At 70.4% G+C, this 24625-nt stretch carries 26 protein-coding genes; 13 read left to right on the top strand and 13 right to left on the bottom strand.

The features are described from left to right. Positions 1-17 precede the first annotated feature (17 nt). Positions 18-2312, bottom strand: coding sequence for a hypothetical protein (locus ACR9Y5_RS02535; RefSeq protein ID WP_481296483.1), 2295 nt, complete (start codon positions 2310-2312; stop codon positions 18-20). Continuing rightward, positions 2312-2860: an orotate phosphoribosyltransferase gene (pyrE, locus tag ACR9Y5_RS02530; RefSeq protein ID WP_481296482.1), complete on the bottom strand. Its 549-nt coding sequence runs from the start codon at positions 2858-2860 to the stop codon at positions 2312-2314. Before pyrE ends, ACR9Y5_RS02535 begins: the two co-directional genes overlap by 1 nt. 117 nt (positions 2861-2977) lie before the next feature. On the opposite strand from pyrE, the gene ACR9Y5_RS02525 reads away from it, so the two are divergent. Both ACR9Y5_RS02525 and ACR9Y5_RS02520 read left to right on the top strand, forming a co-directional pair. Then, positions 2978-3826 (top strand): exodeoxyribonuclease III, encoded by an 849-nt coding sequence (locus tag ACR9Y5_RS02525; RefSeq protein WP_481296481.1) that lies wholly within the window; start codon positions 2978-2980, stop codon positions 3824-3826. A gap of 15 nt (positions 3827-3841) precedes the next feature. After that, positions 3842-4222 (top strand): hypothetical protein, encoded by a 381-nt coding sequence (locus ACR9Y5_RS02520; RefSeq protein WP_481296480.1) that lies wholly within the window; start codon positions 3842-3844, stop codon positions 4220-4222. Position 4223: 1 nt separating this feature from the next. On the opposite strand, the gene ACR9Y5_RS02515 is transcribed toward ACR9Y5_RS02520, so the two are convergent. Both ACR9Y5_RS02515 and ACR9Y5_RS02510 read right to left on the bottom strand, forming a co-directional pair. Then, positions 4224-4607, bottom strand: coding sequence for a hypothetical protein (locus tag ACR9Y5_RS02515; protein WP_481296479.1), 384 nt, complete (start codon positions 4605-4607; stop codon positions 4224-4226). A 71-nt stretch (positions 4608-4678) separates the two neighbouring features. Next, positions 4679-4873, bottom strand: a complete 195-nt coding sequence (locus ACR9Y5_RS02510) for a DUF2795 domain-containing protein (protein WP_481296478.1) — start codon at positions 4871-4873, stop codon at positions 4679-4681. A 143-nt stretch (positions 4874-5016) separates the two neighbouring features. On the opposite strand from ACR9Y5_RS02510, the gene ACR9Y5_RS02505 reads away from it, so the two are divergent. The 3 genes from ACR9Y5_RS02505 (at position 5017) to ACR9Y5_RS02495 (ending at position 7096) form a co-directional block, all read left to right on the top strand. Then, the gene (locus ACR9Y5_RS02505) at positions 5017-5334 is read left to right on the top strand and encodes a hypothetical protein (RefSeq protein WP_481296477.1); all 318 of its coding nucleotides are present in this window, start codon (positions 5017-5019) and stop codon (positions 5332-5334) included. Then, positions 5331-6521, top strand: a complete 1191-nt coding sequence (locus tag ACR9Y5_RS02500) for a baeRF2 domain-containing protein (protein ID WP_481296476.1) — start codon at positions 5331-5333, stop codon at positions 6519-6521. Before ACR9Y5_RS02505 ends, ACR9Y5_RS02500 begins: the two co-directional genes overlap by 4 nt. A gap of 107 nt (positions 6522-6628) precedes the next feature. Further along, entirely contained in the window at positions 6629-7096 is a 468-nt protein-coding gene (locus ACR9Y5_RS02495) for an SRPBCC family protein (protein ID WP_481296475.1), read from the top strand. A gap of 82 nt (positions 7097-7178) precedes the next feature. Here ACR9Y5_RS02495 and ACR9Y5_RS02490 read toward each other — a convergent pair whose 3' ends face one another. Continuing rightward, positions 7179-8018, bottom strand: a complete 840-nt coding sequence (locus ACR9Y5_RS02490; protein WP_481296474.1) for an SDR family oxidoreductase — start codon at positions 8016-8018, stop codon at positions 7179-7181. A gap of 95 nt (positions 8019-8113) precedes the next feature. Here ACR9Y5_RS02490 and ACR9Y5_RS02485 point away from each other — a divergent pair, with 95 nt between their 5' ends. Beyond that, positions 8114-8410 carry a hypothetical protein gene (locus ACR9Y5_RS02485; protein ID WP_481296473.1) on the top strand — a complete coding sequence of 99 codons (297 nt, stop codon included), beginning with the start codon at positions 8114-8116 and terminating at the stop codon, positions 8408-8410. Position 8411: 1 nt separating this feature from the next. Here ACR9Y5_RS02485 and ACR9Y5_RS02480 read toward each other — a convergent pair whose 3' ends face one another. Together ACR9Y5_RS02480 and ACR9Y5_RS02475 are read right to left on the bottom strand one after the other, a co-directional pair. Next, a complete protein-coding gene (locus tag ACR9Y5_RS02480) occupies positions 8412-9827 on the bottom strand; it encodes an APC family permease (protein WP_481296472.1) in 1416 nt (471 codons plus the stop codon). Positions 9828-9897: 70 nt separating this feature from the next. Next, positions 9898-10794 (bottom strand): SDR family NAD(P)-dependent oxidoreductase, encoded by an 897-nt coding sequence (locus ACR9Y5_RS02475; RefSeq protein WP_481296471.1) that lies wholly within the window; start codon positions 10792-10794, stop codon positions 9898-9900. A gap of 64 nt (positions 10795-10858) precedes the next feature. On the opposite strand from ACR9Y5_RS02475, the gene ACR9Y5_RS02470 reads away from it, so the two are divergent. The 4 genes from ACR9Y5_RS02470 (at position 10859) to ACR9Y5_RS02455 (ending at position 14506) form a co-directional block, all read left to right on the top strand. Then, positions 10859-11113, top strand: coding sequence for a nucleotidyltransferase domain-containing protein (locus ACR9Y5_RS02470; RefSeq protein ID WP_481296470.1), 255 nt, complete (start codon positions 10859-10861; stop codon positions 11111-11113). A 131-nt stretch (positions 11114-11244) separates the two neighbouring features. After that, positions 11245-12690, top strand: coding sequence for a DUF6421 family protein (locus ACR9Y5_RS02465; RefSeq protein ID WP_481296469.1), 1446 nt, complete (start codon positions 11245-11247; stop codon positions 12688-12690). Beyond that, complete coding sequence (locus ACR9Y5_RS02460) at positions 12687-13436, top strand: SDR family oxidoreductase (RefSeq protein WP_481296468.1); 750 nt, start codon at positions 12687-12689, stop codon at positions 13434-13436. Before ACR9Y5_RS02465 ends, ACR9Y5_RS02460 begins: the two co-directional genes overlap by 4 nt. After that, entirely contained in the window at positions 13433-14506 is a 1074-nt protein-coding gene (locus tag ACR9Y5_RS02455; protein ID WP_481296467.1) for a threonine aldolase family protein, read from the top strand. The genes ACR9Y5_RS02460 and ACR9Y5_RS02455 overlap by 4 nt, the downstream gene beginning before the upstream one ends. Before the next feature lie 199 nt (positions 14507-14705). Here the strand turns inward: ACR9Y5_RS02455 and ACR9Y5_RS02450 are convergent, their stop codons facing one another. Genes ACR9Y5_RS02450 through ACR9Y5_RS02430 form a run of 5 tightly spaced genes read right to left on the bottom strand, consistent with a single transcriptional unit; the run spans position 14706 to position 19788 of the window. After that, positions 14706-15632 (bottom strand): glycoside hydrolase family 43 protein, encoded by a 927-nt coding sequence (locus ACR9Y5_RS02450; protein WP_481296466.1) that lies wholly within the window; start codon positions 15630-15632, stop codon positions 14706-14708. After that, positions 15629-16615 carry a glycoside hydrolase family 43 protein gene (locus ACR9Y5_RS02445; protein ID WP_481296465.1) on the bottom strand — a complete coding sequence of 329 codons (987 nt, stop codon included), beginning with the start codon at positions 16613-16615 and terminating at the stop codon, positions 15629-15631. The genes ACR9Y5_RS02450 and ACR9Y5_RS02445 overlap by 4 nt, the downstream gene beginning before the upstream one ends. Next, positions 16612-17502 (bottom strand): carbohydrate ABC transporter permease, encoded by an 891-nt coding sequence (locus tag ACR9Y5_RS02440; protein ID WP_481296464.1) that lies wholly within the window; start codon positions 17500-17502, stop codon positions 16612-16614. Before ACR9Y5_RS02440 ends, ACR9Y5_RS02445 begins: the two co-directional genes overlap by 4 nt. Next, on the bottom strand, positions 17499-18482 hold the full coding sequence (locus tag ACR9Y5_RS02435; protein WP_481296463.1) for a carbohydrate ABC transporter permease: 984 nt from the start codon (positions 18480-18482) through the stop codon (positions 17499-17501). Before ACR9Y5_RS02435 ends, ACR9Y5_RS02440 begins: the two co-directional genes overlap by 4 nt. Continuing rightward, positions 18475-19788 carry an ABC transporter substrate-binding protein gene (locus tag ACR9Y5_RS02430; RefSeq protein ID WP_481296462.1) on the bottom strand — a complete coding sequence of 438 codons (1314 nt, stop codon included), beginning with the start codon at positions 19786-19788 and terminating at the stop codon, positions 18475-18477. Before ACR9Y5_RS02430 ends, ACR9Y5_RS02435 begins: the two co-directional genes overlap by 8 nt. A gap of 204 nt (positions 19789-19992) precedes the next feature. Between ACR9Y5_RS02430 and ACR9Y5_RS02425 the strand changes: the two genes are divergently transcribed. The 3 genes from ACR9Y5_RS02425 to ACR9Y5_RS02415 all read left to right on the top strand — a co-directional run bounded on the left by ACR9Y5_RS02425 (position 19993) and on the right by ACR9Y5_RS02415 (position 23353). Further along, complete coding sequence (locus tag ACR9Y5_RS02425) at positions 19993-21003, top strand: LacI family DNA-binding transcriptional regulator (RefSeq protein WP_481296461.1); 1011 nt, start codon at positions 19993-19995, stop codon at positions 21001-21003. Between the two features lie 60 nt (positions 21004-21063). After that, positions 21064-22851 carry a glycoside hydrolase family 2 protein gene (locus tag ACR9Y5_RS02420; protein ID WP_481296460.1) on the top strand — a complete coding sequence of 596 codons (1788 nt, stop codon included), beginning with the start codon at positions 21064-21066 and terminating at the stop codon, positions 22849-22851. Positions 22852-22927: 76 nt separating this feature from the next. Next, the gene (locus ACR9Y5_RS02415) at positions 22928-23353 is read left to right on the top strand and encodes a hypothetical protein (RefSeq protein ID WP_481296459.1); all 426 of its coding nucleotides are present in this window, start codon (positions 22928-22930) and stop codon (positions 23351-23353) included. Positions 23354-23867: 514 nt separating this feature from the next. Here the strand turns inward: ACR9Y5_RS02415 and ACR9Y5_RS02410 are convergent. Continuing rightward, on the bottom strand, positions 23868-24602 hold the full coding sequence (locus ACR9Y5_RS02410) for a GNAT family N-acetyltransferase (protein WP_481296458.1): 735 nt from the start codon (positions 24600-24602) through the stop codon (positions 23868-23870). Between the last annotated feature and the right edge of the window lie 23 nt (positions 24603-24625).

The following is a 24625-nucleotide window of genomic DNA, read 5'->3' as shown; positions in this document are numbered from 1 at the left end:
CGAGGTCTCGGGGCCGGTCAGGCGGACGGGCCGGGACCGGCGACGGACGACGTGAGCGGCTGGCCGCTCGACCGGTTGGCGAAGCAGTAGTAGGAACGCTGGCCGCTCTTCCACTGCGCCTCGGTGGCCGGGAAGGAGCCGGTGACCTGGAGGTCCGGGTAGGCGCCGGCCGCACCGAGGTCGACGACTCCGGAGGCGGTGCACAGGCCGGGGATCTGCTGGGCCAGCGCATCCGCGCCCGGGTACGGCGCTGCCGGGTCGGCGGAGAGCACGTTGGTATAGAGGAGCTGCGCGCTGTGCGGGGTCGTGCAGTCGACGACGGTGAACTCTTCGGCCCACACGGAGGTGAACGGCTGGATGCATTCCCCGCCGCCCAGCGCATCCCACGGGTGCGTGCCGGGGCCGACCGCGGCAGCGGGCTTCGGCGTGACGGTGGGGACCGGCGTCGGAGTCGGGGTCGGCGTCGGCGAGGGGGCGGACGGCGTGGCCGAGCCGCTGGGCTGCGCGGCGGGCGCGGGCGCCCCGACGAGTGACGGGATGCGGGTGCCCAGCGCGAAGAGCCCGACCAGCACCAGCACGACGGCGAGACCGGCGAGCGCGAGAAGCAGGATGCGGTTGCTGCGCGAGCCCCAGATTCCGGGGCCGCCGGGGCCGCCGGGGCCGGACGGTGCGGTCGGGCCCGACGGCGTGGCCGGGCCTGACGGCGCAGCCGGGCCCGACGTCGACGAGGGGCCGGCCGGCGCACCGGGTTCGGCCGGCTCGTGCGGTTCGGTGACGGGGGCCACCGGCGCCCCGGCCGCAAGCGGTGTCGCGCTCGCGGCGGCGATCGGCTGCGTCGCCAGGGGGGTGAAGGTCGGCGGGGACACAATGTCCGCCCGGTCGTCCGGCCGCTCGTCGGCATCGTCGGGGATGCGCGAGAAGGGCATGGTCGCGGTGAGCTGCGGGCCTTCGAGGTCGGCGGCGGGTTCGGGCTCCGGTTCCGCGTCCGGCCCGGGCTCCCGCTCCCGCTCCCGCTCTGCGGCGGGCTCGTCGATCTCGCCGGGAGTGGGGACGTCCTCCACCGGGGTGGGGACGTCCTCCACCGGGGCGGCGACGTCGCCGAACAGCGCTGCGATGCCGTCCGTCGGCGTCGGCTCGTCGTCGACGGCATCCGCCCGCTCGGCGATCTCGACCGCATCGGTGCGGGGTGCGAACGGCTCGGGCTCGGACGCGGCGGCGATGCTCGCGGCGTCGATCGGGCTCGTGGCGGGGGACGGCACGCCGCCCATCGCGAGCTCGGCCTCCGCGGCGGGGATCGCGGGCTCCGACGGGAGGACGGCGTCCCGCTCGTCGTGGCGCAGCAGGGCGGCCATCGCTGCGGCGTCGAGCTGCTGGGTGGGCGCGTCGGCGGCGGAGCCGTCCGGCTCGACCGGCGATTCTTGCACGGGGTCGCTCGCCGGCGGCCGGCTCAGGTCCGCGGGAAGGATCGGGATGACGCTGGTGGTGTCCCCGATGATCGACCGGCCTGAGGGGGCGTCCGCCTCCGGCGCGCCGAACCCGAGCAGGGCGGCCAGCCCGTGGCTCTCGGACGTGCCATCCGAGTCCGGAGCCGGGGCGGGCGGGTCGAAGATGGTGCGCGTGGGCTCGGGCATCGCGGCCACCGGGGGTGCGGGCGTCTCGATGATCCAGGATCCGGCGGCGACGGGCGTCTCCGCGGTCAGGGTGGATGCGTCGGACCCCTGGTCCGCGGGCTCGCCGTCCACATCCTCCCGGTCGGCGTCCTCGACGTCGTCCTCGTCGTCGGCGGGGATGCCCGGCGCCCAGCTGGTCGACGGGGCGGGCGTGGACGGGGCGGGCGTGGACGGGGCGGACGTGGACGGGGCGGGCACGGGCTCGGCGGCCGGGGCGGACTCCGTTACCGGCTCTCCCACGAGCGGGTCGTGTCCCTCGCCGGGCTTCAGGTTCCACGAGAAGGCGACCGGGAACTCGGAGACGGGCTCCTCGTCGGCGGCAGCGGCAGGGGACCGGTCCTTCGATCCCAGGAGGTCGTCGAAGCGTCCCGGTGCAGCAGGCGAGGCACCGTCATCGGTGGACTCCGGCCTTGCCGCCGAGTCGACGGAGTGTCGTTCCCGCACGACCTCGGGCTCGTCCTCGCCGGACTCTGCCGGGTCCGCATCCGCGGGCCTGTCGATGTGCCGAGCGCCGGTCAGCTGCTGGAGCAGCCACTCGGAACTCCCGAACTCGGGCTCCGCGGCGGCCTCGTCGTGTCGATCCGGGCGCTCGTCGTCGAGGTGGGCGTCGTCCCCCGCGCCCCTCCCGCGTTCGTCGGACACTACGCCAGCCCCAGGTCCTTCAGGCCGATGGCGGCGAAGTACGGGTAGCCGGCGCCCTCGATGACCTCGCGGGCGCCCGTGTCGCGGTCCACGACGACGGCGACCGCCGCGATCTCGGCGCCGACCTTGGTGAGTGCCTCGATCGCTTTGAGCGGCGAGCCCCCGGTTGTCGAGGTGTCCTCGAGCACGATGACGCGCTTGCCCTGCAGATCGGGGCCCTCCACCTGCTTGCCGCGGCCGTGGTCCTTCGGCTCCTTGCGCACGACGAAGGCGTCGTACGCCAGGCCCTGGGCGGCGCCCTGGTGCAGGATGGCGGCGGCGACCGGGTCGGCGCCCATCGTCATCCCACCGACGGCGATCACGTCGGGGACATCGCGGATGAGGTCGATCATGACCTGCCCGATCAGCGGCGCGACGCGGTGGTCGAGGCTCACCTTGCGGAGGTCGACGTAGTAGCTCGCCTTCTTGCCGCTGGTGAGGGTGAAGTCGCCGTGGAAGACGGCCTCGGCGGCGATGTAGTCGATGAGCTGCTGTCGTGCGTCGGTCACATCCCCGATTCTAGAGGGGAAGTGGCGTGCGACCGGGAGTTGTGCACAGGGCCGCCGCCGTCCACAGTCGCTCCTCGCGGCTCCGGCGACGTCGGCGGGGGCCGATACGATCGGGGCATGCGCGTCGCCACCTGGAATGTGAACTCGATCCGCACCCGCGTCGTCCGGGTCGTCGACTGGATGGTCCGCGAAGACGTGGATGTGCTCGCCATGCAGGAGATCAAGTGCAAGCCGGAGCAGTTCCCCTACGCCGAATTCGAGGCGGCGGGCTACGAGGTCGTGCTGCACGGTCTCAACCAATGGAACGGCGTCGCCATCGCGAGCCGCCTCCCGATCGAGGACGTGACGATCGGCTTCCCCGACATGCCGGGGTTCCTCAAGGACCACGACGGCCCCGACCTTCCCAAGGAGGCGCGCGCGATCGGCGCGACCGTCGACGGCCTGCGGCTGTGGAGCCTGTACGTCCCCAACGGCCGCTCCCTCGCCGACCCGCACTACGTCTACAAGCTCGACTGGCTGGCCGCCCTCGCGGCCGACACGCAGCGCTGGCTCGCCGACGACCCTGATCTCCAGCTGGCCCTCATGGGCGACTGGAACGTCGCCCCCCTCGACTCGGACGTGGGCGATCCGAGCCTGGTGCCCGGCCTGTCCACCCACATCTCGCCGCCCGAGCGCACCGCCTTCGCGGCGTTCGAGAAGGCCGGGCTGACGGATGTGGTGCGCCCGATCGTCCCGGACGGCTACACCTACTGGGATTACAAGCAACTGCGCTTCCCACGCAACGAGGGCCTCCGTATCGACTTCATCCTCGCGTCGCGCGCGTTCGCCGACCGCGTGGTCGGTGCGAGCATCCACCGCAACGAGCGCAAGGGCACCGCGCCGAGCGACCACGTGCCCGTGCTGGTCGAGCTCGCGACGCCTCCCGCGGCCGAGGACGACGACGACCGCCCCATGATCTTCGGCTGACGGAGCAGCGCGCTCGTGAGCACCCTTCCGCCCACGCCCGCGCCCGCGGTGCGGCGCCCGGTGATCGTCTGGGACCTCGTCACGTCGATCGTCCTGATGGTCGTCGGCGTGGTCCTGGCCGGCATCCTGACGTTCGCGGCGTTCTTCCTGGTGTTCGCGAGCGACCCCTGCGGCGGGTCGACCGAGTGCGACACCGGCCGGATGGGCATCGGATTCTTCGTGGCCCTGATCGGACCGGGGGCGGTGACCGTCGTGGCGGTCATCGCCGCGGTCGTCCTGCTCGTACTGCGCCGGATCAGCTTCTGGGTGCCGATCGTCGGCATCCTGCTCGCGGTCGGCGTCTGGATCGGCGGCGCCGCCCTCGTCATCTCCGGCGTGCCCGGCGCGACGTTCTGACCTATCGCGGTACGACAATCACCTGGACCGCGTCCTCGTAGACCACCCGACCGGGTCGAGCGCTCTCGACGCGCTCCCACGCCACGTCGTGCGCGTCCAGCAGCTGCGTGTACATCGTCGTCCGCGCGATCAGCTCCGTGGCGGAGGGCTTGAACCATGCGACCGCTCCCGGGTGGACCTCCCGATCGTAGACGCGATGATCCGCCAGGGACGGTTCGGAATACGCCGCCTCGAACCAGTCGTTGCTGCGCCTCCACCGCACGTACTCCGCGTCGGTCAGCACCCCGGCGCGAGCGAGGCCGTTCGCAAGCGCGAATACCCCGACATGAACGCCGCGGGCGTTCGGGGTGGGCGAGCGGAAGCGCACGAATCGGCGTGGAGACATCGACCCGACACTAGTCGCAGAACGACGCGGAAGAACGATCCATCCGTGGCGGTCGGCACCGCGCTGACCTCTCAGCTCCCGCTGATCCCCTCCGTCACCTGCATCGGGCTCTCGAACCGGCGGTCGGGCAGGCCCTCGAGGGCGTCGATGACCTCCTTCGGGGCTCCCTGCGCCTGGGCTTTGCCGACCAGGTCGGCCTTGCCCGCGGGGTAGTCCACGCCGCTCAGGTACTTCTGCACGTCGATCTGGATGGGCCTGTCGGCCATGGTCCGCTCCTTCCGTCTGCGGTCTGTGCCTCCACGCCTACCCTCATCTCCGGCGCTGGCAAGACCTTGCGGCGCCCGAAGGCGGGTGGTTGTTTCGGTGCCGTCCGCGGCCGAAAACGACCGCGACGCGGAAGGAGAAGTTCATGGCCGAACGCGGGAACACCAAGCACGGGCCCATCCAGGACGAGCAGCTGGCGCATGAGGCGCAGCCGTTCGTGCAGGGGCACGGCCCCAGTCACGTCGAGGAGTGGCGGCAGACCGAGCCGATGCCCGACGACACCGACGACGCCGAGGTGGTGACGGCCTCGGGGATCGACGGCGGCGAACGTCCGGCCGGCGCCGGCGTGGTCGGCACCGATGGTGCGGGGGACAGCGGAGACACGGGACCGGACACCCTCGCGTACAGTACGGAGACGCCGGCAGCCGAGGGGGACGACCGCAACGAGGGGGACGACCGATGAGCGCGCGCGACATCCTGGGCGGTCTGCTGGCGCAGCCGGGACCGTGGACGACGGTCCTCGCGGACATCTCCCGCGACCTCCCCGACCCCAAGCGCACGGTCGACCTGCGTCACCGCTCGCTGTTGGAGTCACTGGAGCAGCAGGGCGCCCCGCAGGACGACCGGGACGCGGTGGAGGCCGCTCTCACCGCCCCGCATGACACCCCCAGCCCGAGTGCCCGGTTCCTCGCGGTGCGCGAGGGCCGGGTGGAGGTCGACGAGGTGGTCCTGGGCGCCGTACCGCGCGATGGCTGGGCGTGGCACGCCCCGGTCATCGACCCGCTGCCGCTGGTCGCACGGGACGCCTTCGACTTCCATGCGCTGCTGGTGGAGGCCGCCCGCGACGGGGCGACGATCTGGCACCGGCATCCGGATCTCGAACACAACCCCGACGAGCCACCCGACGCCGGAGAGCTCGCGCAGCGGATGGACCCCGGCGACCGCGTCGAGGGCGACCCGGACGGCATCGTGCACAAGACGCCCTCGGGCGGCTGGGCGCAGCTGAAGTACCAGCACTACGTCGAGGACACGTGGAAGCACAACGAGGCGAAGGTCGCCGAGCGGGTCGGCGAGCTCGTGGAGCGGTTCCACCCGCGGCTGATCATGGTCGCGGGCGACCCGCGCGCGATCGAACTGCTGACCCAGGAGCTCCCCGAGGCGGCGAAGGCCGTGCTCTTCACCGAGCAGCTGGAGGCGACCGCCGGGGACGCGCAGGACGAGCTGTTCCGTCTCTTCGAGGAGGCGGTGGCACAGGTGGCGGCCGAAGAGGAGAAGGCGGCTCTGCAGCGGATCTTCACCCGCTCGGAGGGCGAGGGACGCAACGAAGCGCTCGGGATCGGCGAGGTCGTCGCCGCACTCGAGCAGGGCCAGGCCGACACCGTGCTGGTGACGGTGCCTCGCGAGGCGGAGCGCACCCACGATGCCGACCGGCGGGCGATCGCACTGGACGCGCAGCCGTGGATCGCCACGGCGCCCGAGGAGGACTACGGAGCAGGAGAGCTCGGCATCGTCCCGGCCTCGGTCGCGGTTGCGCGGGCCGCCCTGCTCACCGACGCGCGGGTGATCGTCGTGTCGCCGGGCGAGCTCCCGGGCGACGCTCCGGCTGCCGCCCTGCTGCGCTGGCCGGTCGGTCCGCCGCAGTCGGTGTAGGCGCTTCCCGTCGCACGAACTCCCTGTGAAATCCAGGCCCTGGATCCATCCAGGTCCGGGCCTACCGTCGCGGAGGAAGAGACGAAAAGACGACGAAAGGAGCCGATATGGCTGCAGTGACCCAGTCCATCGACGTGAACGTGCCCGTGACCACCGCCTACAACCAGTGGACGCAGTTCGAGTCCTTCCCCCACTTCCTCGACGAGGTGGAGGAGATCACTCAGGTCGACGACACGACCAACCACTGGCGGGTCAAGATCGGCGGGGCCGAGCGCCAGTTCGACACCGTCATCACCGAGCAGCTCCCGGACGAGCGCGTCGCGTGGAAGTCCGTGGCCGGCGACACCGAGCACGCCGGCGTCGTCACGTTCCACCGCCTCTCGGACACCGAGACCAAGGTGACGGTCCAGCTCGAGTGGGCGCCCTCGGACGCCCTGGAGAAGATCGGTTCGGTTTTCGGCCTCGACGACCATGCCGTCAAGAAGGACCTCGAGAACTTCAAGAAGTTCATCGAGTCGCAGGGCACCGAGACCGGCGCCTGGCGGGGCGAGGTGGACCGCGGCGAGACGGTCTGACCGCTCCCCCACGACAGAGGGCGGCGCCCGGTGCATCACGCACCGGGCGCCGCTCCGTGTGTGGAACCGCGGATGGGACCGGCTAGAGGATGGGCCGGCCGCCGGTGACCGCGATACGTGCGCCCGAGATGTACGAACCGTCGTCGCTGGCCAGCAGCACGTAGACCGGCGCCAGCTCGGCCGGCTGCCCGGCGCGTCCCAGCGGAGTGTCGCTCCCGAACCGGCTCACCTTCTCCTCCGGCATGGTCGACGGGATGAGCGGCGTCCAGATCGGGCCCGGGGCCACGCTGTTGGCGCGGATGCCCTTCCCGCCGAGCAACTGCGCGAGCGACGCCGTCATGTTGGCGATGGCCGCCTTGGTGGCCGCGTACGGGAGCAGAGTGGGCGACGGCATGTCCGAGTTCACGGACGACGACCCGATGATGCTCGCTCCTGGCTTCATGTGGGGCACCGACGCCTTGGCGAGGTGGAAGAACGCGGAGAGGTTCGTCGCGATCGTGTGGTCCCACTCCTCATCGGGGATCTCCTCCAGCGACTCGTGGGTCATCTGGTAGGCGGCGTTGCTGACGAGAACGTCGATGCCGCCGAGCTCCTCCACGGTCCTCCGGACGATGTCGCGGCAGTGCTGGGGATCAGACACGTCGCCGCGCAGGAGCAGCGCCTTCCGGCCTGCCTCCCGCACCCACTTCGCCGTGTCCTCGGCGTCCTCATCCTCCTCCAGATAGGAGATCGCAACATCGGCGCCCTCGCGGGCGTAGGCGATCGCGACGGCCTTGCCGATGCCGCTGTCCGCGCCGGTGATGAGCGCGATCTTGCCGGTCAGCTTGCCGCTGCCGCGGTAGCTCTCCTCGCCGTGGTCGGGGCGCGGCTCCATCGCCTCGGTCTCGCCGGGCGGCTGCTGCTGTTGCTCAGGGAAAGACATCCATGACCTCCGTTCGTGTGTCCTCCACGCAACACCCGTCGCCGTCGCCGGTCAGGGGCTTAAGCCGCGAGCCATCTGCGCGTACCGTCCGCGCAATGAACGCCACACCGGATGCGCCCGACGAGCACCAGAGGCTCGACGATCACCAGAGGCTCGACGAGCACCAGAGGCTCGACGAGCACCAGAGCGACACCGACCAGACCGCGAAGGACCGCTCCCACAGTCCGGCCAGCGAACGCGAGACCGAGGTCAAGCAGGCGGAATCGAACGGAGCGAGCGTCCGTCCGGGCACGGGCGGTCCGGACGACGTCGGCGACGTGCCCGTGCCTCCCGAGGACGACCTCGACCCTGCCGCCATCGTCGAGCGCGGCGACCCCGGCCCCGGCCGCTGACCTACGTCCGGGAGTTCGGCGTGCGCCTGCGCGCGACCGCGGCGTAGATCCGCTCGACGACCCAGAGCAGCACCCCGATCGCCAGGAGCCCGAGGGCGATCGTGTACTGACCGGCCGGACGGCCGGAGGTCCACGGCAGCACCAGGTAGAGGCAGGTGATGGCCCCGATCACCGGGAGGACGCTCGGCGAGCGGAAGTGCTTGTGATCGACCGGCTGCTTCCGCAGCACCAGCACGGTGACGTTCACGATCGCGAACACCGCCAGCAGCAGCAGCGACGTAGTCCCTCCGAGCAGCGCCACGATCGAGCCCTTGGGGTCGAGCGACACGTAGCCGATGAGGGCCACGGCGAGCGCCGAGGTGAACAGAACGGCGGTCCACGGCGTGCGCCGCTTCGGTGACACCTTGGCGAGGAACGGCGGGAGGACGTTCTGCCTGCTCATGCCGTACAGCAGGCGGCTCGCCATCATCATGTTGATCAGCGCGGTGTTGGCCACGGCGAACATCGAGATGAACGGCAGCAGGTCGTTGATCGGGAACCCGGGAGCGGCCGCCTCCACCGCCGCGACGAGCGGGGTCTCGCTGCCGGCCAGCTCCCCGATGGGCACGAGCGCCACGACGGTGATGGACACCAGCACGTAGATGACCGCGGCGATGCCGAGTCCGCTGAGCATCATCTTCGGGAAGATCCGGCTCGGATCCTTCGTCTCCTCCGCCATGTTGACGGAGTCCTCGAATCCGACCATCGCGAAGAACGCCAGCGAGGTCGCGGTGCTGACGGCGAGGAGCACGCCCTTGTCCTGGGGCGTCTCGAACGCGACGACGCGCGACCAGTCGGCGTTGCCTCCGGCGATCGCCCACAGCCCGATGAAGATCACCAGCAGCAGGCCGGACAGCTCGACGAGCGTCAGCACGACGTTCAGCCAGACGCTCTCGCTCACACCGCGCAGGTTCACCAGCATGATCAGCACGATGAACCCCAGGGCGATGAGCAGGGTGGTCAGGTTGTCGTCCGGGAGACCGAACGCGACCGTGAGGTTGACGGCGAAGGCGCGGGACGCCGTCGAGGCCGACGTGATGCCCGACGTCATGACGACGAAGCAGACGATGAACGTGAGGAAGTGGATGCCGAACGCCTTGTGCGTGTAGAGCGCGGCGCCCGCCGCCTGCGGGTACTTGGTCACCAGCTCCAGGTACGAGAACGCGGTCACCGTGGCGACACCGAACGCGAGCAGGAACGGCAGCCAGGCCGCGCCTCCCACCTCGGCCGCGACCTGACCGGTGAGCGCGTAGACGCCCGTGCCGAGGATGTCGCCGACGATGAAGAGCAGGAGCAGCCCGGGCCCGAGGGCCCGTTTCAGCTCCGGCTGCTCCGGTTCGACGGTCTTGACCACCTGGGTCCACGACGGATCGCTCACGTTGTGCTCCTTCGATCGCTCGTTGGGAGCACTTTATGTGAGTTCTCTCAGAAACGGGAGTACCGGCGCGCTATTGCCGCCCGGTGAAGTCCTCCATCGAGTCGTAGACGCCGAAGACCCGGCCGGCCACCACATCCCACGCCCGTGTCGGCAGGATGCCGCGCAGCGTCTTCGCCAGCCCGACCGTCCACGGCAGCATCAGCATGGGACGCCCGGCCAGCATCGCGCGCCACACACGGTCGACCACGTACTCCGGGGTCATCAGCGGCGTGAGCAGCGGCCCGCGCGCGCCCGCGAACATGCCCGTGTCGACGTAGCCGGGTGCGACAGTCGTCACCTTGACGTGCTCGTAGCCCTGCTGCACGAGTTCGAGGCGGAGGCTGTCGCTCCAGCCGATGACCGCCCACTTGCTGGCCGCGTAGACGCTCATGCGGGGGTTGGACAGGGTGCCGGCGGCGGAGGCGATGTTGACGATCCGCGCCTCCCGGGGGCTCTGCTGCATCCCCGGCAGGAATTCGCGGGTCACGTACATCGGCGCGAGGGCGTTCACCTGCATCGTGGGCCGCGTGTCCTCGCCGTTGTCGTGCTCCCAGAAGTACTTGCCGCGCACGATCCCGGCGTTGTTGATGAGCACGTCGATGCCGCCCAGCTCCTTGCGCACGGCCTGCGCGCTCTGGGCGATCGCCCCGAGCTCGGTCAGGTCGACGACGTACGGCAGCACGCTGGTGGACGTCGTGCCGCCCACCGAGCTCGGCGAGCGCGGCGGCGCGCCCCACGCCGCGGAGGTGCGCCCGGCGAGCACCTCTCGGCGCAGCCGGTGCGTGAGGTCCATCAGCGCAGCCTCGTCGCGGTCCCACAGCACGACGGCGCGGGCGCCTTCAAGCACGGCGCGCTCCGCATAGAGCCGCCCCATGCCGGAGGCCGCACCCGTCACCAGCACCCGCGCCCCGCGAACCGTCCTGCCCATGCGTCCATCATCGCAGGCACGCTTGTCCTCCTGCCGACAGGCGGCGGGCCGTTGGCATCACGGGATGGATGAGGCGATCGAGCGACTCGCGGGGCGGCTGGCCGCCCTCGACGGTGTGGAGGCGGTGGCTCTCGGCGGCTCCCGCGCCACCGGCGAGGAGCGCCCGGACAGCGACTGGGATCTCGGCGTGAACTACCGCGGCCCGTTCGACCCTGCCTCCGTCCGCGCGCTCGGGTCCCCCGGCGAGGTGTCCGAGCCGGGAGCATGGGAGTCGGCCGACGCCGAGCAGGGACGGATGCACTTCGAGGCTAGCGATTAGCTGCGCTTACGGCGCAGATCGCGCACTTTTCCGCCGGAATGGGCAACAAAACGCTTGCGATCCCCGGATAGGCTCGTTCCATTCACACCACTGCCGCGTGCGAGCGGCCGACCAGCGACGGGAGGTTCGTCATGTCTCAATTCGTCCAGCACTTCACCGCAGACGCGATTGTCGGGGAGCCCGAGGTCGTCGAGGACGGCCGCCCGGTCCGCGAGGTCGCGAACGATCCCGCGTGGCTGCGCCTGAAGGATGCGGCCATCGCCCTGCAGGCGCTGCAGGTCAAGGACGGCTCCGTCGAGAACGAGGCCGATCGGCCCGCCGCCGCGGAACACGTCCGCACCATCGTCGACTCGATCGCCGTACTCGCACCGGCGTTCCCGCACGACGCGTCCTACCTCGCCGCGCTGCAGCGCGACTTCGGCCGCTGGGCCGACGAGGGATTCGGTGTGCCCGACTTCCTCGACGCGCTCAACGAGTTCCAGCCGCAGCAGCACCGCGTCGACGGGCTCGGCCACCTGGTCGTCTTCCCGATGTACACGCAGAACGGCAGCCCGAACCGGCTCGTCGAGGCGCTGCTGGTCGAGGTGATCTGGCCGGAGTTCGTCGCGGAGCTGGAGGCCGGGGACTACGGCAACAAGCTGTTCGTCGCGCTGCGCTTCGTCGACTTCACGCCCGGCTACGACACCAACTCCGCTGTGCTGTTCCCCGAGACCGTCGCCATGCGCGAGATCCCGACCTTCACCTGGGGCGCGATCTTCCAGGACCGCGAGGCGGCCCGCTACCGCCGCGTCGTCCGGGCGGCCGCGGAGATCACCAAGCTCGAGCTGCCCGCGGACGCGGCCGCGATGCTGGACGACCAGCACCTCACGGAGGACACCTTCGTGATGTGGGACATCATCCACGACCGCAGCCACATGCGCGGCGACCTGCCGTTCGACCCGTTCATGATCAAGCAGCGGATGCCGTTCTTCCTCTACTCGCTGGAGGAGCTGCGCTGCGACCTGACGGCGTTCCGCGAGTCGGTGAGGCTGGAGCGCGAGCTCGGCGCCCTGCCGGAGCCGGAGCTCTCGGACGCGCAGCGGGAGATCCGCGACCACGCCCACCTGGTGCAGTACGCGGTGATCTTCGACCGGATCTTCCGGTTCGCGATCACCGGCAGCCGCGTGCGCAACTACGACGGGCTCGGCGGCCAGCTGCTGTTCGCGTGGATGCACCAGCACGACGTGCTGCACTGGACGGACACCCAGCTCACCATCGACTGGGAGAACGTACCCGACGTCGTCGTCGCCCTGAGTGACCGGATCAACGACCTCTATTGGCGTTCCATCGACCGCCCGAAGGTGGCGCACTGGCTGGCCGCGTACGAGATGCTCACCGAGACCCTCACCCCGCACCCCGCCTCCAACTGGGCGCGCGGGCTGTCGGACGAGGTGCTGGCCGGCCTGCCGAAGGGCTACACCGACCAGGTGCTGGACGACGAGTTCCCGCTCTCCATGTTCTACGAGGCACTGAACAAGAAGATGACGGGAGTCATCGAGTCCACCGCCGGCATCACCGGAACGACCGACGCGGCATGACGGACGCGCCCCTGGCGGACGGAGCGGCCCGGCCCTCTTCGGAGGCCGGGCCGCTCGGCGCGGACACCGTCCGCGGCCGTCTCGTCCTGATCGCAGGCGCAACCAGCGCGTCGGGCGAAGCGGTCGCCCGTGCGCTGGTTGCGGCCGGCGCGACCGTCCTGGCGGTCGGAACCCGGCAGGAAGCACTGGATGCGCTGGCCGCGGCGGTTCCCGGCGTCGAGACGCGACCGTGCGATCTGTCCGACCGGGATGCGGTGGCCGAGCTGGCCATGCGCATCCACCTGAAGTTCGGGCACATCGACGGCCTCATCCACCTCGTCGGCGGCTGGCGCGGCGGCGGCGGGATCGCCGGCCAGAGCGACGAGGACTGGGAGTTCCTGGAGCGGGGCTTCCGCACCCTGCGGAACACCACGCGCACCTTCTTCGACGACCTCGCCGCCTCCCCCGCGGGCCGGCTGGCGGTCGTCTCGTCGACCGCGGTCGAGAAGCCGTACCCGGGCGGCGCGAACTACGCCGCGGCGAAGGCGGCGGCCGACGCCTGGGTGCGCGCCATCGCGCAGGGCTTCGCCATGCAGGCACCACGATCGGCGGCGACGGTCTTCGTCGTGAAGACTCTGGAAGGCCTCGAGCCACGGCTCGCAGACGAGGTCGTGCGCCTGTGGGAACAGGACGCCGCGGCGGTCAACGGCCGGCGCGTCCCCCTCGAGCCCGAGCACACCGCCGGGCCTGAGAGGATGGACGCGTGACGCTTCAACTCCACGACCTGACCCTGCGCGGCTTCGCCTCCGACAACTACGCGGGCGTGCATCCCGAGATCCTCGACGCGATCGCCGCCGCCAACAACGGCCACCAGATCGCCTACGGCGAGGACGTCTACACGGCACGCCTGCACGAAGTCTTCGCCGACCACTTCGGCACCGGCGTCGAGGTGTACCCGGTGTTCAACGGCACGGGCGCGAACGTGGTCGGCCTGCAGTCCATGCTCCCCCGCTGGGGCGCTGTGATCTGCGCCAAGACCGCGCACATCAACACGGACGAGGCGGGAGCGCCCGAGAAGGTGGCCGGCATCAAGCTGCTGCCCGTCGAGACCCCCGACGGCAAGCTCACGCCCGAGCTGATCGACCGGGAGGCCTGGGGCTGGGGCGACGAGCACCGCGCTCAGCCGCTGGTCGTCTCGATCACGCAGACCACCGAACTCGGCACCGCCTACACGGTGGACGAGATCCGGGCCATCGCGGACCACGTCCACGCCCGCGGCATGAAGCTGCACATGGACGGTTCGCGCATCTCCAACGCCGCGGCGACACTCGGACTGCCGCTGCGCGCCTTCACGACCGACGCCGGTGTGGATGTGCTGAGCTTCGGCGGCACCAAGAACGGCATGCTCTACGGCGAGGCCGTCGTCGTGCTCGACCCGGAGGCCTCGGAGGGGCTGATCTACCTCCGCAAGCTGAACATGCAGCTCGCCTCCAAGATGCGCTTCATCTCGGCGCAGCTGATCGCCCTGCTCACGGACGACCTCTACCTGCGCTCGGCCTCGCACGCGAACGCAATGGCGACCCGCCTCCGCACGGCGCTCGAGGCGGGTATCGCCGACGGCAGCATCCAGGGCGTCGGGTTCAGCCAGAAGACGCAGGCGAACGGCGTCTTCGCGACCCTGCCGGCCGGCGTCGCCGACCGGCTGCGCGAGCACTTCCGGTTCTACGACTGGGATGCGGCCAACAACGAGGTGCGCTGGATGTGCGCCTTCGACACCACGGAGGACGACATCGACGCGTTCGTGGCCGCCCTGGCGCAGGAGCTGCGAGCCGACTGACGCGTCCGTCGGCGCGTGCCCCTCACACTGGGGAGGCACCGGGGTACAAAAATGTCCTCCATTCGACCTACACAACGGGGACTTTTCGTGTAGTCTCAAAGAGCGGCGGAGGAACCCGAATATCCATCCGGCGTAACCCCGAACGTATGCCGGGCCGTAGGAAGAAACCCTAGTCTTCCCACAGCCCGGCATCGTGGGTTTAACGGCGAACGCTCGGCTCGTGCTCGCTGCGGAGCGTGCCGAGGTGGAGCTGCCGGGCCGTCGAATCCGCGTTCCACGAGTGGAAGGCGATCACGTCGTCGCCGTCGGGCCCGATCGTGAGCGAGTTGTGGCCCGGTCCGCGAAGGTCGCCGCCGCTCTTCAGCAGCGGTGGCTGATCGGCATGGCTCCACGGGCCGAGGGGATGCGCGGCGACCGCGACCCCGACGGCGTAGCCGGGGCCGGTCCACGCACCCCCGGAATACGTCAGCCAGTACCGGCCGTCCCGGTGCAGCACCGCCGGCCCTTCGAGGGTGTGCCAGTCGAACCGGCGGCCGTGGATGAGCCGGTCGCGTTCGTAGAGCTGCCAGTCGGCATCCGGGGCGAGGACCGCGGTGGGGGCAGTCGCGAGGGATGCCATGCCCGCGTCGAGCGGTGCGACCGCCAGGTGGGTTCCCGGGCGCTCGTGGTCGAGCACGTCCCGGGCGAAGAACAGGTACCAACGGCCGTCGTGGTCCCGGAACGGGTGCGCGTCGATCGCGAAGACCTCGTCCGGGGTCAGGTCGACGCCGAGGTCGTGGAACGGCCCGGTCGCGGAGTCCGCCCGCGCGACCCGGAGGTGGTGGCCCTCGATGCCGCGCCCGACGGAGTAGTACATCCAGAACGCGCCGTCCGCCTCCGCCACTTCCGGCGCCCAGTAGTCGTCGCCGAAGCGGTCGGGGAGACGCTCGAGCACCGGCCCGGCGCTCTCCCAATGCTCCAGGTCGGGCGAGACGAGCGCCTCGAAGACCCGGTCGCCGTCGCTCTCCGGATGGGTGCCGTAGGCGACGTAGCCGCCGTCCGCGAGGCGCAGGACGAACGGATCGGCGAAGTAGCCGTCCCACACCGGACCCCAGTGCCGGGCCACGCGGAGCGACGGTCCGCTCACTGCGCGAGCTCCGGGAGGCCGTTCTTCCACGCGACCGGGACGGCATGCATCCCGCGGTAGGCGAACGCCTCGTCCCACGAGTGGAACAGCATCCAGTCCTTGCCCTGGAAGGTCACCAGGTCCTCGCCGCCCGGTCCCAGATAGCGGCCCTTGCTCCCCGGGGTCGACAGGAGCGGTTGCTTCGACTTCGTGTACGGACCGAGCAGGCTCTCGGCAGTGGCGGCACCGGTCACGTACGAGGAGTTGGCGTAGTCGTTGGCGGAGTAGAGCAGCACGTACTCGTCGCCGTGCCGCACGATCACCGGGGCCTCGACCAGCTTGCCCTCCCACGACTCCGTCTGCTTGATCAGCCGGGTGGGCTCGCCGGCGAGGGAGGCACCGTCGACGGAGAGGGGCTGCGCCGAGATCCACGTGTCATAGCCGCAGCAGTTGCCGTCGTTCTTCCAGACGAGGTACCGCTGGCCGTCCGCATCCGCCGTCACGCTCGCATCGATGGCGCCACCCTCGTCGACGGGGCATACGAGCGGCTTCCCGGCGGTCGACGTGAACGGTCCCTCCGGCTTGTCGGAGAACGCGACGCCGATGCACTGGAACCTGCTGGCCGCGTCCGACGCCGTGAAGTACAGGGCGAAGCGGCCGTCCGCGAGCTCGGCGGGGCCGGGCGCCCAGGTCTTGCCGGGCAGCGCCCACGACGGGAGCTCGGGCAGTGCATCCCGGTCGGAGACCGTCCAGTGCTTCATGTCGGTGCTGGACGCCACCTGCACGTTCACGGCAGGGGTGTTCGTCGCGTAGGCGTACACGCGGTCGCCGACGACCAGCGCGCCGGGGTCGGGGAAGTCGCTGTCGATCTGGAACGGGGCTATCGACGGGGACGGTTCAGCGCTCGGCGCCGAGCCGGACGAGCAGCCCGCGAGCGCCGCGGCCAGGGCGAGCAGGCCCGCCGTCGCCGTCGCCGCCCCGAGCATGCGCCGGCGACCCGTCATCCCTTGACCCCGCTGGTGGCGACGCTCTCCACGATCTGCTTCTGCGCGAAGAAGAACAGGATGAGCACCGGTACGGAGGCGATCACCGCGCCGGCCATCACGATGGCGTAGTGGGTGGAGTACGCCCCCTGGAGCTGCGACAGGCCCGGCTGCAGCGTGAGGTTCTCCGGGCTGAGGAGCACGTAGACCGGCCACAGGAAGTCGTTCCAGTTCGCCAGGAAGCTCAGCACGGCGAGCGTGGCGAGCGCCGGGCGCGCCAGCGGGAGGACGATCTGCAGGAAGATGCGGAAGTCGCCTGCTCCGTCGATGCGCGCCGCCTCCTCGATCTCCGCCGGGAGCCCGACGAAGAACTGGCGGAGGAAGAACACGCCGAACGCGCTGGCGGCACCGGGGATGGTGATGGCCCAGATGGTGTCGAGCCAGCCGAGGTTCTGCACGATCAGATAGTTCGGGATGAGGAAGATCACCGGCGGAACGAGCAGGGTCGCGACGATCAGGCCGAACACGATCCGCTTGCCCCAGAACTCCAGGCGGGCGAGGGCGTAGGCCGCCATCGAGGCCGTGACCAGGATGATGACCGTCTGCAACGTCGCCGCGGCGAGGCTGTTCAGGAACCAGCGGAACACCGGCTGCTGCCCGCTCGCCAGCGTCGTGTACGCCTCGGTCGAGAACGGGTTCGGGATGGCCGAGTACGGGTTGCGGATGGCGTCGCCGTCGGTCTTGAACGAGGTGATCAGGATCCACAGCAGCGGCAGGATGACGATCAGCGCCAGCACGATCAGCACGGCGTACAGCATGCTCTTCCGCAGGGCGCGCTGCGGGCTCTGCGCGCGGCGGGCGGCCGGCCGCCGTGTCGGGGTCGCCTCCGGGGCGGTGGTGGTGGTCATGAGGCGCTCTTCTCCGCCCGCTCCCGCTGGAGCCGGAAGTTGACGATGCTGATGATCGCGAGGAAGGCGAAGAGCACGTAGCTCATCGCCGAGGCGGCGGCCATGTTGTTCTGCGACAGGCCCTGGTCGGCGATGTACATGATCGCCGTGCGGGTGGTGTTGCCGGGGCCGCCCTTGGTGATGAGGAACGACTGGCCGAACATGTTCGCGCTCGCGAGGATGGTGATCGTGACGACGAAGGTCATCACCTGGCGCAGACCCGGGAGGGTGACGCTGAAGAACTGACGGACCGCTCCGGCCCCGTCGAGCGCCGCCGCCTCGTACAGGTCGGGGCTGATGCCCTTGAGCCCGGCGAGGATGATGACGGTGTTGAACCCCATGGTCCACCAGACGGTGACGCCCGCCAGCGTGACCCAGACCCAGGGCACGTCGACGGTCCACGGGATGCTGTCGGAGAGGCCGATCATGCCGAGCAGGTGGTTCACGATGCCGGACTGGGTGTCGAGGAGGTACTTCCAGATCACGCCGATGACGGCGACGCCCAGCACGTACGGCGCGAAGAAGACGCCGCGGAAGAACGATCCGGCGCGGATCCTCTGATTGAGCAGCACGGCGACGAGGAGGGGGATGACCAGCAGGAACGGGACGCTGGCCAGAGTGAAGATCAGGGTCGCGAGCATCGACTGCCAGAAGTCGCCCGAGGTGGCCGAGCCGGGGGTGAACAGGTCGATGTAGTTCTGCAACCCGATGAACTTCTGGGTCGCGCGGAACGGGCTCCAGTTGGTGAGGCTGATCCAGAGCCCGAAGACCGACGGTGCCAGGACGAACACGACGAACAGCACCAGGAACGGCGCCAGGAACAGGTACGCGACGCCCGTGCGTCGCGGAGCGCCGGGCCGGTGGCCGGCGCCACGCCCCTGGCGGAGCGGGCGTGGTGCCCCGGCTTCCCGGGGCACCACGATCGAAGCGGTCTCAGTCACCGTACTTCTCTTTGTTCTGCTTGAGCAGCGCGTCGGCCTTGGCCGCCGCGTCGTCGAGCGCCTGCTTCGGGTCCTTCTTGCCGGTGACCGCCTCGTTCACCGCGGTGGTGATCGTGGCCTCCACCGTGGTGATCCCCGGCGCGATCGGCTCGTAGTGGGCGTAGGGCAGCTCGTCCAGGAACGGCTTCAGGTTCGGATAGGTCTGCACCAGCTTCGGGTCGTTGCGCACCGAGTTCTTGGCGGGCAGCTCACCGGTCTTCGGCCAGTCCGCCGAGTTGTCGTTCATCCACTTGACGAAGGTCGCGGCGGCGGCGGTCTTGTTCTTGTCCTGGCCCTTGTTGTTCATGAACATCCAGTGGGTGGACGACGACCAGACGGCCTTCTCGTCGCCGATCTGCGGCACGGCGACCGCCTCCCAGTTCAGCTTGTCGAACGCGGTGTTCGTCGTCTGCCAGACGCCGTTCCAGTTGAAGCCGGTCTTGCCGGCGATGAGGGCGTTGATGTTGCCGTCCTGGGCGACGTCGGCGGGGCTGTAGCCCTTCTTGATCAGGTCGGTCATCCAGGTCAGCGCCTTGACGCCGGCGTCGGAGTTGAACGTCGCCTTGGTCGCGCCCTTGTCGAACAGGTCGCCGCCGTACTGCCAGAGCAGGCTCTCGAACTCGAACGTGCCGGTGAAGACGTAGCCGTCGACCCACTCGCCCTGGACGCCCGCGGCCTTCAGCTTGTCGAGCGCGGCGAGGTACGACTCCTTGTCCTTCGGGATGGAGTCCGGGTCGACCCCGGCCGACTTGAGCACGTCCTTGTTGACGTAGAGGCCGAGCGGCGTGACGCTCCACGGCACGGCGTACTGGCCGCCGTTGTACTTGCCGGCGTCGAGGAGGCCCTCCGGGAAGTCGCTGGCCTTGTAGCCGAGGGACTTCACGATGCTGTCGGCCTTGAGCACGAGACCCTGAGCCGCGTACGTGGCGATGTCGTCGCCGTGGCCGACTGCGACGTCCGGTCCCTTGCCGGCCTTGACCGCGAGCGGCATCTTGCGGGCGATGTCCGCCCACTCCATCGGGACGTCCTTCACCACGATGTTCTTGTGCTCGGAGTTGAACTTGTCGACCAGCTTCGGAACGAGCACGGGGGCTGCTCCACCGGTCCATCCGTTCCAGAAGCTGATGGTGACCTTCGGTCCGGTGTAGTCGCCGGAGGAGACTTCGGCTCCCCCTGACCCGGAGCTGCTTCCGCAGGCCGTCAGCGCGAGCCCCAGGCCCGCAGTGACCGCGACGGCGATCGCGCGTGCGGCGAATCGCTTCTTCATGTGATCTCTCCCTTGAGTGAACCGCTCACGCGGGCGCCCCGCCGGGGCGGGAACGTGATCGGTTGGTGCTGGAGCCGAGACACCCGGCATGTTCCGCGAATTTACAGCGCTGGACAAGCGGTGTCAACCCGGGGTGACCCTGCGCACGCCGCGCTGTAGAGTGACCCCGCGGGGGAACCGCATCACGATGCGAGAGGATGCGCGATGGCGGTCAGGCTTCAGGATGTTGCGGAGCACGCCGGCGTCTCCATGAAGACCGTGTCGAACGTCGTCCGCAATTATGCGCACGTCAGTCCGCAGATGCGGGAGCGCGTGCAGCGGGCGATCGACGAGCTGGGGTACCGCCCCAACATCATGGGCCGGCGGCTCGCGACGGGCCGCACCGGACTGCTCGCGCTCGCCTTCGCGGACGTGACGCTGCCCTACTTCGCAGAGCTCGCCCGCGTGGTCGCCGACGAGGCCGAGCGACGCGGCTATCGGGTGCTGCTGGAGCAGACGGAGGGCACGATCGACGGCGAGCGCGCGGTCGTCACGGCGAGCGAATCCGGACTCGTCGACGGCATGATCTTCCAGCCGAGCGTCATGAACTCGGCCGAGCTGGCGCAGTCGCGCTCCGACATCCCCCTGGTCGTGCTCGGCGAGAACGCGGCGCCGCTCACCGTGGACCGCATCATGATCGACAACGTGGAGGCGGCCCGCACCGCCACGCAGCACCTGCTCGCGCACGGCCGGCGCCGGATCGCCTTCGCGGGCCACGAGAGCCCCCGGCCCACGCGCACCTCGGAGCTGCGCATCGCGGGATACCAGCAGGCGCTGGAAGATGCCGGGATCACGCCGGACCCGGCCCTCCTGATCTCCAGCCAGGCCGTGACCGCGGGCAACGCAGTGCGCGCCGTGGGCGCGGCGCTCGACGGCGGCCTCCGCTTCGACGGCCTCGTGTGCCGCGACGACCTGGCCGCGATCGGCGCTCTGCGCGCTCTGCAGGAGCGGGGCCTCCGGGTGCCGGAGGACGTCGCGGTGACCGGCTGGGACAACACGCCGATGACCGCTGTCACGTATCCCTCCATCACCTCGGTCGCGCCGGACATGCGCGGGCTCGCCTCGCGCGCCGTCGACATGCTGCTGGAGCGGATCTCCGGGTACGACGGCATGGGCCGCCACGAGCTGGCGCCGTTCTCGCTGGTCCCGCGGGAGAGCGCGCCGGCCATCCCCTGACGGACCGCTCACGCGCCCGACCGACTTTACAGCGCTGCACGAATCGGGCATGCTGAATGGATGCTCACCGAGGAACGCCGCGCAGGGGCGGCCACCGCACAGGACGGGCGCTACCCGCGCCCGCAGCTCGTCCGGGCCGGCTGGCTCGACCTGTCCGGCGCCTGGACGTTCGCGTTCGACGACGACGACCGCGGCCGCAGCGAGCACTGGGAGTCGCGCGGCGCGCTGCCCGGCGTCATCCAGGTGCCGTTCCCGTTCGAATCGGAGGCGTCCGGCGTCGGCGACACCGGCTTCCACCGCGTCGTCTGGTACCAGCGCACCGTCCTGCGCGACGAACTTCCGGAGGGCGAGCGCATCCTCCTCCACCTCGGCGCCGTCGACCACGACTGCGAAGTCTGGGTGGACGGCCGCTCGGCCGGCCGCCACGAGGGCGGGTCGACGCCGTTCACGCTCGACATCACCGAGCTGGTCGGCGACGGCGACGTGTCCATCGCGGTCCGTGCCCAGGACGACCCCGCCGACGTGGCCCAGCCCCGCGGCAAGCAGGACTGGCGGCACCACCCGCACTCGATCTGGTACCACCGCACGACCGGCATCTGGCAGCCGGTCTGGGTGGAGGCCGCCCCGGCCGTTCGCGTCGAGCAGCTGCACTGGGTGGCCGACGTCCCGCGCGGTGAGGTGACCGCACAGCTGCGGCTCAGCCGGCCCGCACCGGCCGGGACGATCGTCCGCATCGAGGTCGCCGTGGGGTCCGACGAGCTGGCGGCGCTGGAGACCTCGGTCACCGGCCGCGAGATCGAGGTGCCGTTCCGCATCCAGCGGCAGAGCAACGGGCAGGCGTACGAGGAGCTGTTGTGGTCCCCGTCGCGCCCGACCCTGCTCGACGCCAGCGTGCGGCTCAGGGTGCCCGAGGCGCGGGAGGACGTGGTGCGCTCGTACTTCGGGCTGCGCTCGGTGGGCGTCGAGGGCGGGCGTTTCCTGCTCAACGACCGGCCCCTCTACGTGCGGTCGGTGCTGAACCAGGGCTACTGGCCGGCGTCGCACTCCGCCGCCCCGAACGCCGACGCCCTCCGCACGGAGGCCCAGCTCATCCTCGACCTGGGCTTCAACGCCACCCGGCTGCACCAGAAGTACGAGGACCCGCGGTTCCTCTACTGGGCCGACCGGCTCGGGCTGCTGGTCTGGTCCGAAGCCCCCGCGGCCTACGCGTTCACCCCGGAGGCGGTGCGCCGCAGCGTCGCCGAGTGGTCGGCGATCCTCGACCGCGACCGCTCGCATCCCTCGATCGTCACCTGGGTGCCGCTCAACGAGAGCTGGGGGGTGCAGCACATCGCCCACGATGAGCGGATGGTGTCCTACGCGAAGACGCTCGTGCAGCTGACCAAGACCCTCGACCCGAGCCGCCCGGTCATCTCGAACGACGGCTGGGAGCATGCGGACTCGGACATCCTCTCCATCCACGACTACGACCACGACGCCGATCGCGTCGCCGAGCGGTACGCGACCCGGGAGGGCATCCTGTCCGCCCCGTTCACGCTGCCCGGCCGGCGCCTCATCGTGGACGCCGGTCAGCGGGTCGACGCCCCCATCATGCTGACGGAGTTCGGCGGCATCTCGTACACCGAGAACGGACCGGAGGACGCCTGGGGCTACTCGACGGCGACCAGCGCGGCCGATCTCGTGGAGCGGCTGCGCGCCCTCGTCGGTGCCGTGCGGTCGTCCGCTCCCCTCGCGGGCTACTGCTACACGCAGCTGGCCGACACCGGTCAGGAGACGAACGGTCTGGTCTTCGAGGACCGCCGGCCGAAGGCGCCGCTCGAGGAGCTGCGGGCCATCTTCGGCGCGTGACCGCCCCTGGTGCCGCGGGGCTGTGGAAGAGCAGAATGACGCCGACGCCGTAACCGTCTCTTCTCGAGGAGCGCTCATGTCTGCATCCGCCGCCGCGGTGACTCCCACCGCGCACCTCCGCCGTCGCTCCCGCGAGGCACTGACGGCCCTCGCCGTTCAGTACCTGCTCGGCATGGCGGCCAACCTGATCGGCGAGCCGGACAGCACCTTCGTCCGCGTTGTCGACACGATCATCGTCATCCTGCACATCCTGATCGCGATCGGACTCGTCGTCGTCAGCATCCGCGTGCTGCTCGCCGCCCGGGCGGCCGGCGCCGGCGAACGTCTCGCCCTCTGGGGCCTGATCGTGATCGCGATCACGTTCCTCGCCGGCGTCCTCACCATGGCGATCGGCAGCGACTGGGCCTCGTACGTGATGGCCGTGGGCTTCCTCGTCGCTGCGGCGCTGTATGCCGGGACGTTCCTGGCCTCCTATCGGTTGGAGAAGGCTGCGGAGGTGTAGCGCGGTCTCCTACCCCGGGACATTCGTGCCGAAGGTACCCTCAGCCGCGCCCTGAGAGCGCGTCAAGAGAGCGTCATGCGCTCAGCATCTCGTCCGTGCGGGTAGTGGCCGCAATCACGTCGTCTCGCGAGCATGTGTTCCTGCGGCTGGTATGTTTTCGGGTCGATGGGCACGCCCGTCTTAGCCGTGCCCGGTGCAGTGACGAGGGGACAAACGTCAACAGGGAGACTCGTTTCGAGTAGAGCAATCAAAGCGCACATCGAACTTCCAGTTCGAAATACAGTTCCCCGGTCATCATTAACAGCTCTCCGCTCGACCAGAGAAATTCGGCAGCGGAGACTGGGCGGAGGTGCGCATCCACGCCTGCGACGGAAAGCGTGGGTTTTGGGCCATGGGTCTCAGCTGTGCGCGGCCGGGTCTCGTCAACAAGGGGATTCCGCCCTGTCGTGATTAGCGGCGCTTGTATCAGGCGCCAATGCACTTCCGCCGGTCCCTGTCGTGCCGAATGTCCGGGTCAGGACCAGTAGGAGTAGCGGGACACCGGGCGGAAGCCGAGCGACGCGTACAGGGCGTGCGCCGCGGCGTTGTCCGCGAGCACCTGCAGCCACAGAGCGGTGACGCCGTGGTCGGCGGACGCGGTGGCGAGCGCCCGGACGAGGGCGCGGGCGAGACCGCGGCGCCGGGAGTCCGGGCGCGTCGCGACGGCGTACAGCCCGCCCCACTCGCCCACGAGCGCGAGCCGCGCAACGGCGTCAGGCGCGGCCGGGTCGCCGTGGGCGGCGTACAGGGCGGGTCCGCCGCGCAGGATGCGCGCGGCGACCTCGCGCTCGGCGGATCCGCCCCGGCCGTCGACCGACCACCAGGTGTCGAGCCACGCGTCGTCGGGACGGTCGGTGATCCGCACCGTCGGATCGGGGGCACCCGCCGCGGCTGCGACGCGGTCGGCGACGAGGATGTCGGTGGGCGAGTGGTCACGATAGCCGCGCCGCGTGAGCAGTTCCGCCACACCGGAAGGCGACGCCGGGCTCACCTGGAACACCGGAGGCAGGGAGCGCGCCGCATACCACCGCTCTGCTGCATCCACCGCGCCGTCCAGGTCGGCGACGGGACCGGAGCTCAGCACCGAGTTGGCGCGGTTGGTGACGCCGGAGGAGGCGCGCAGCGTCCATCCGTCCAGCTCTTCGCGCTCGAGTGCCGGCCAGCCGCGGTCGGCGAGATGGTCGACGGCGGCGGCGTCAGGCGGGTGCACCTGTCGACGCTAGCGCACGCGGC

It is taken from the genome of Leifsonia sp. KNZ13-11D, from assembly GCF_056754895.1.
This window is presented reverse-complemented; position numbering and strand designations above follow the sequence as displayed.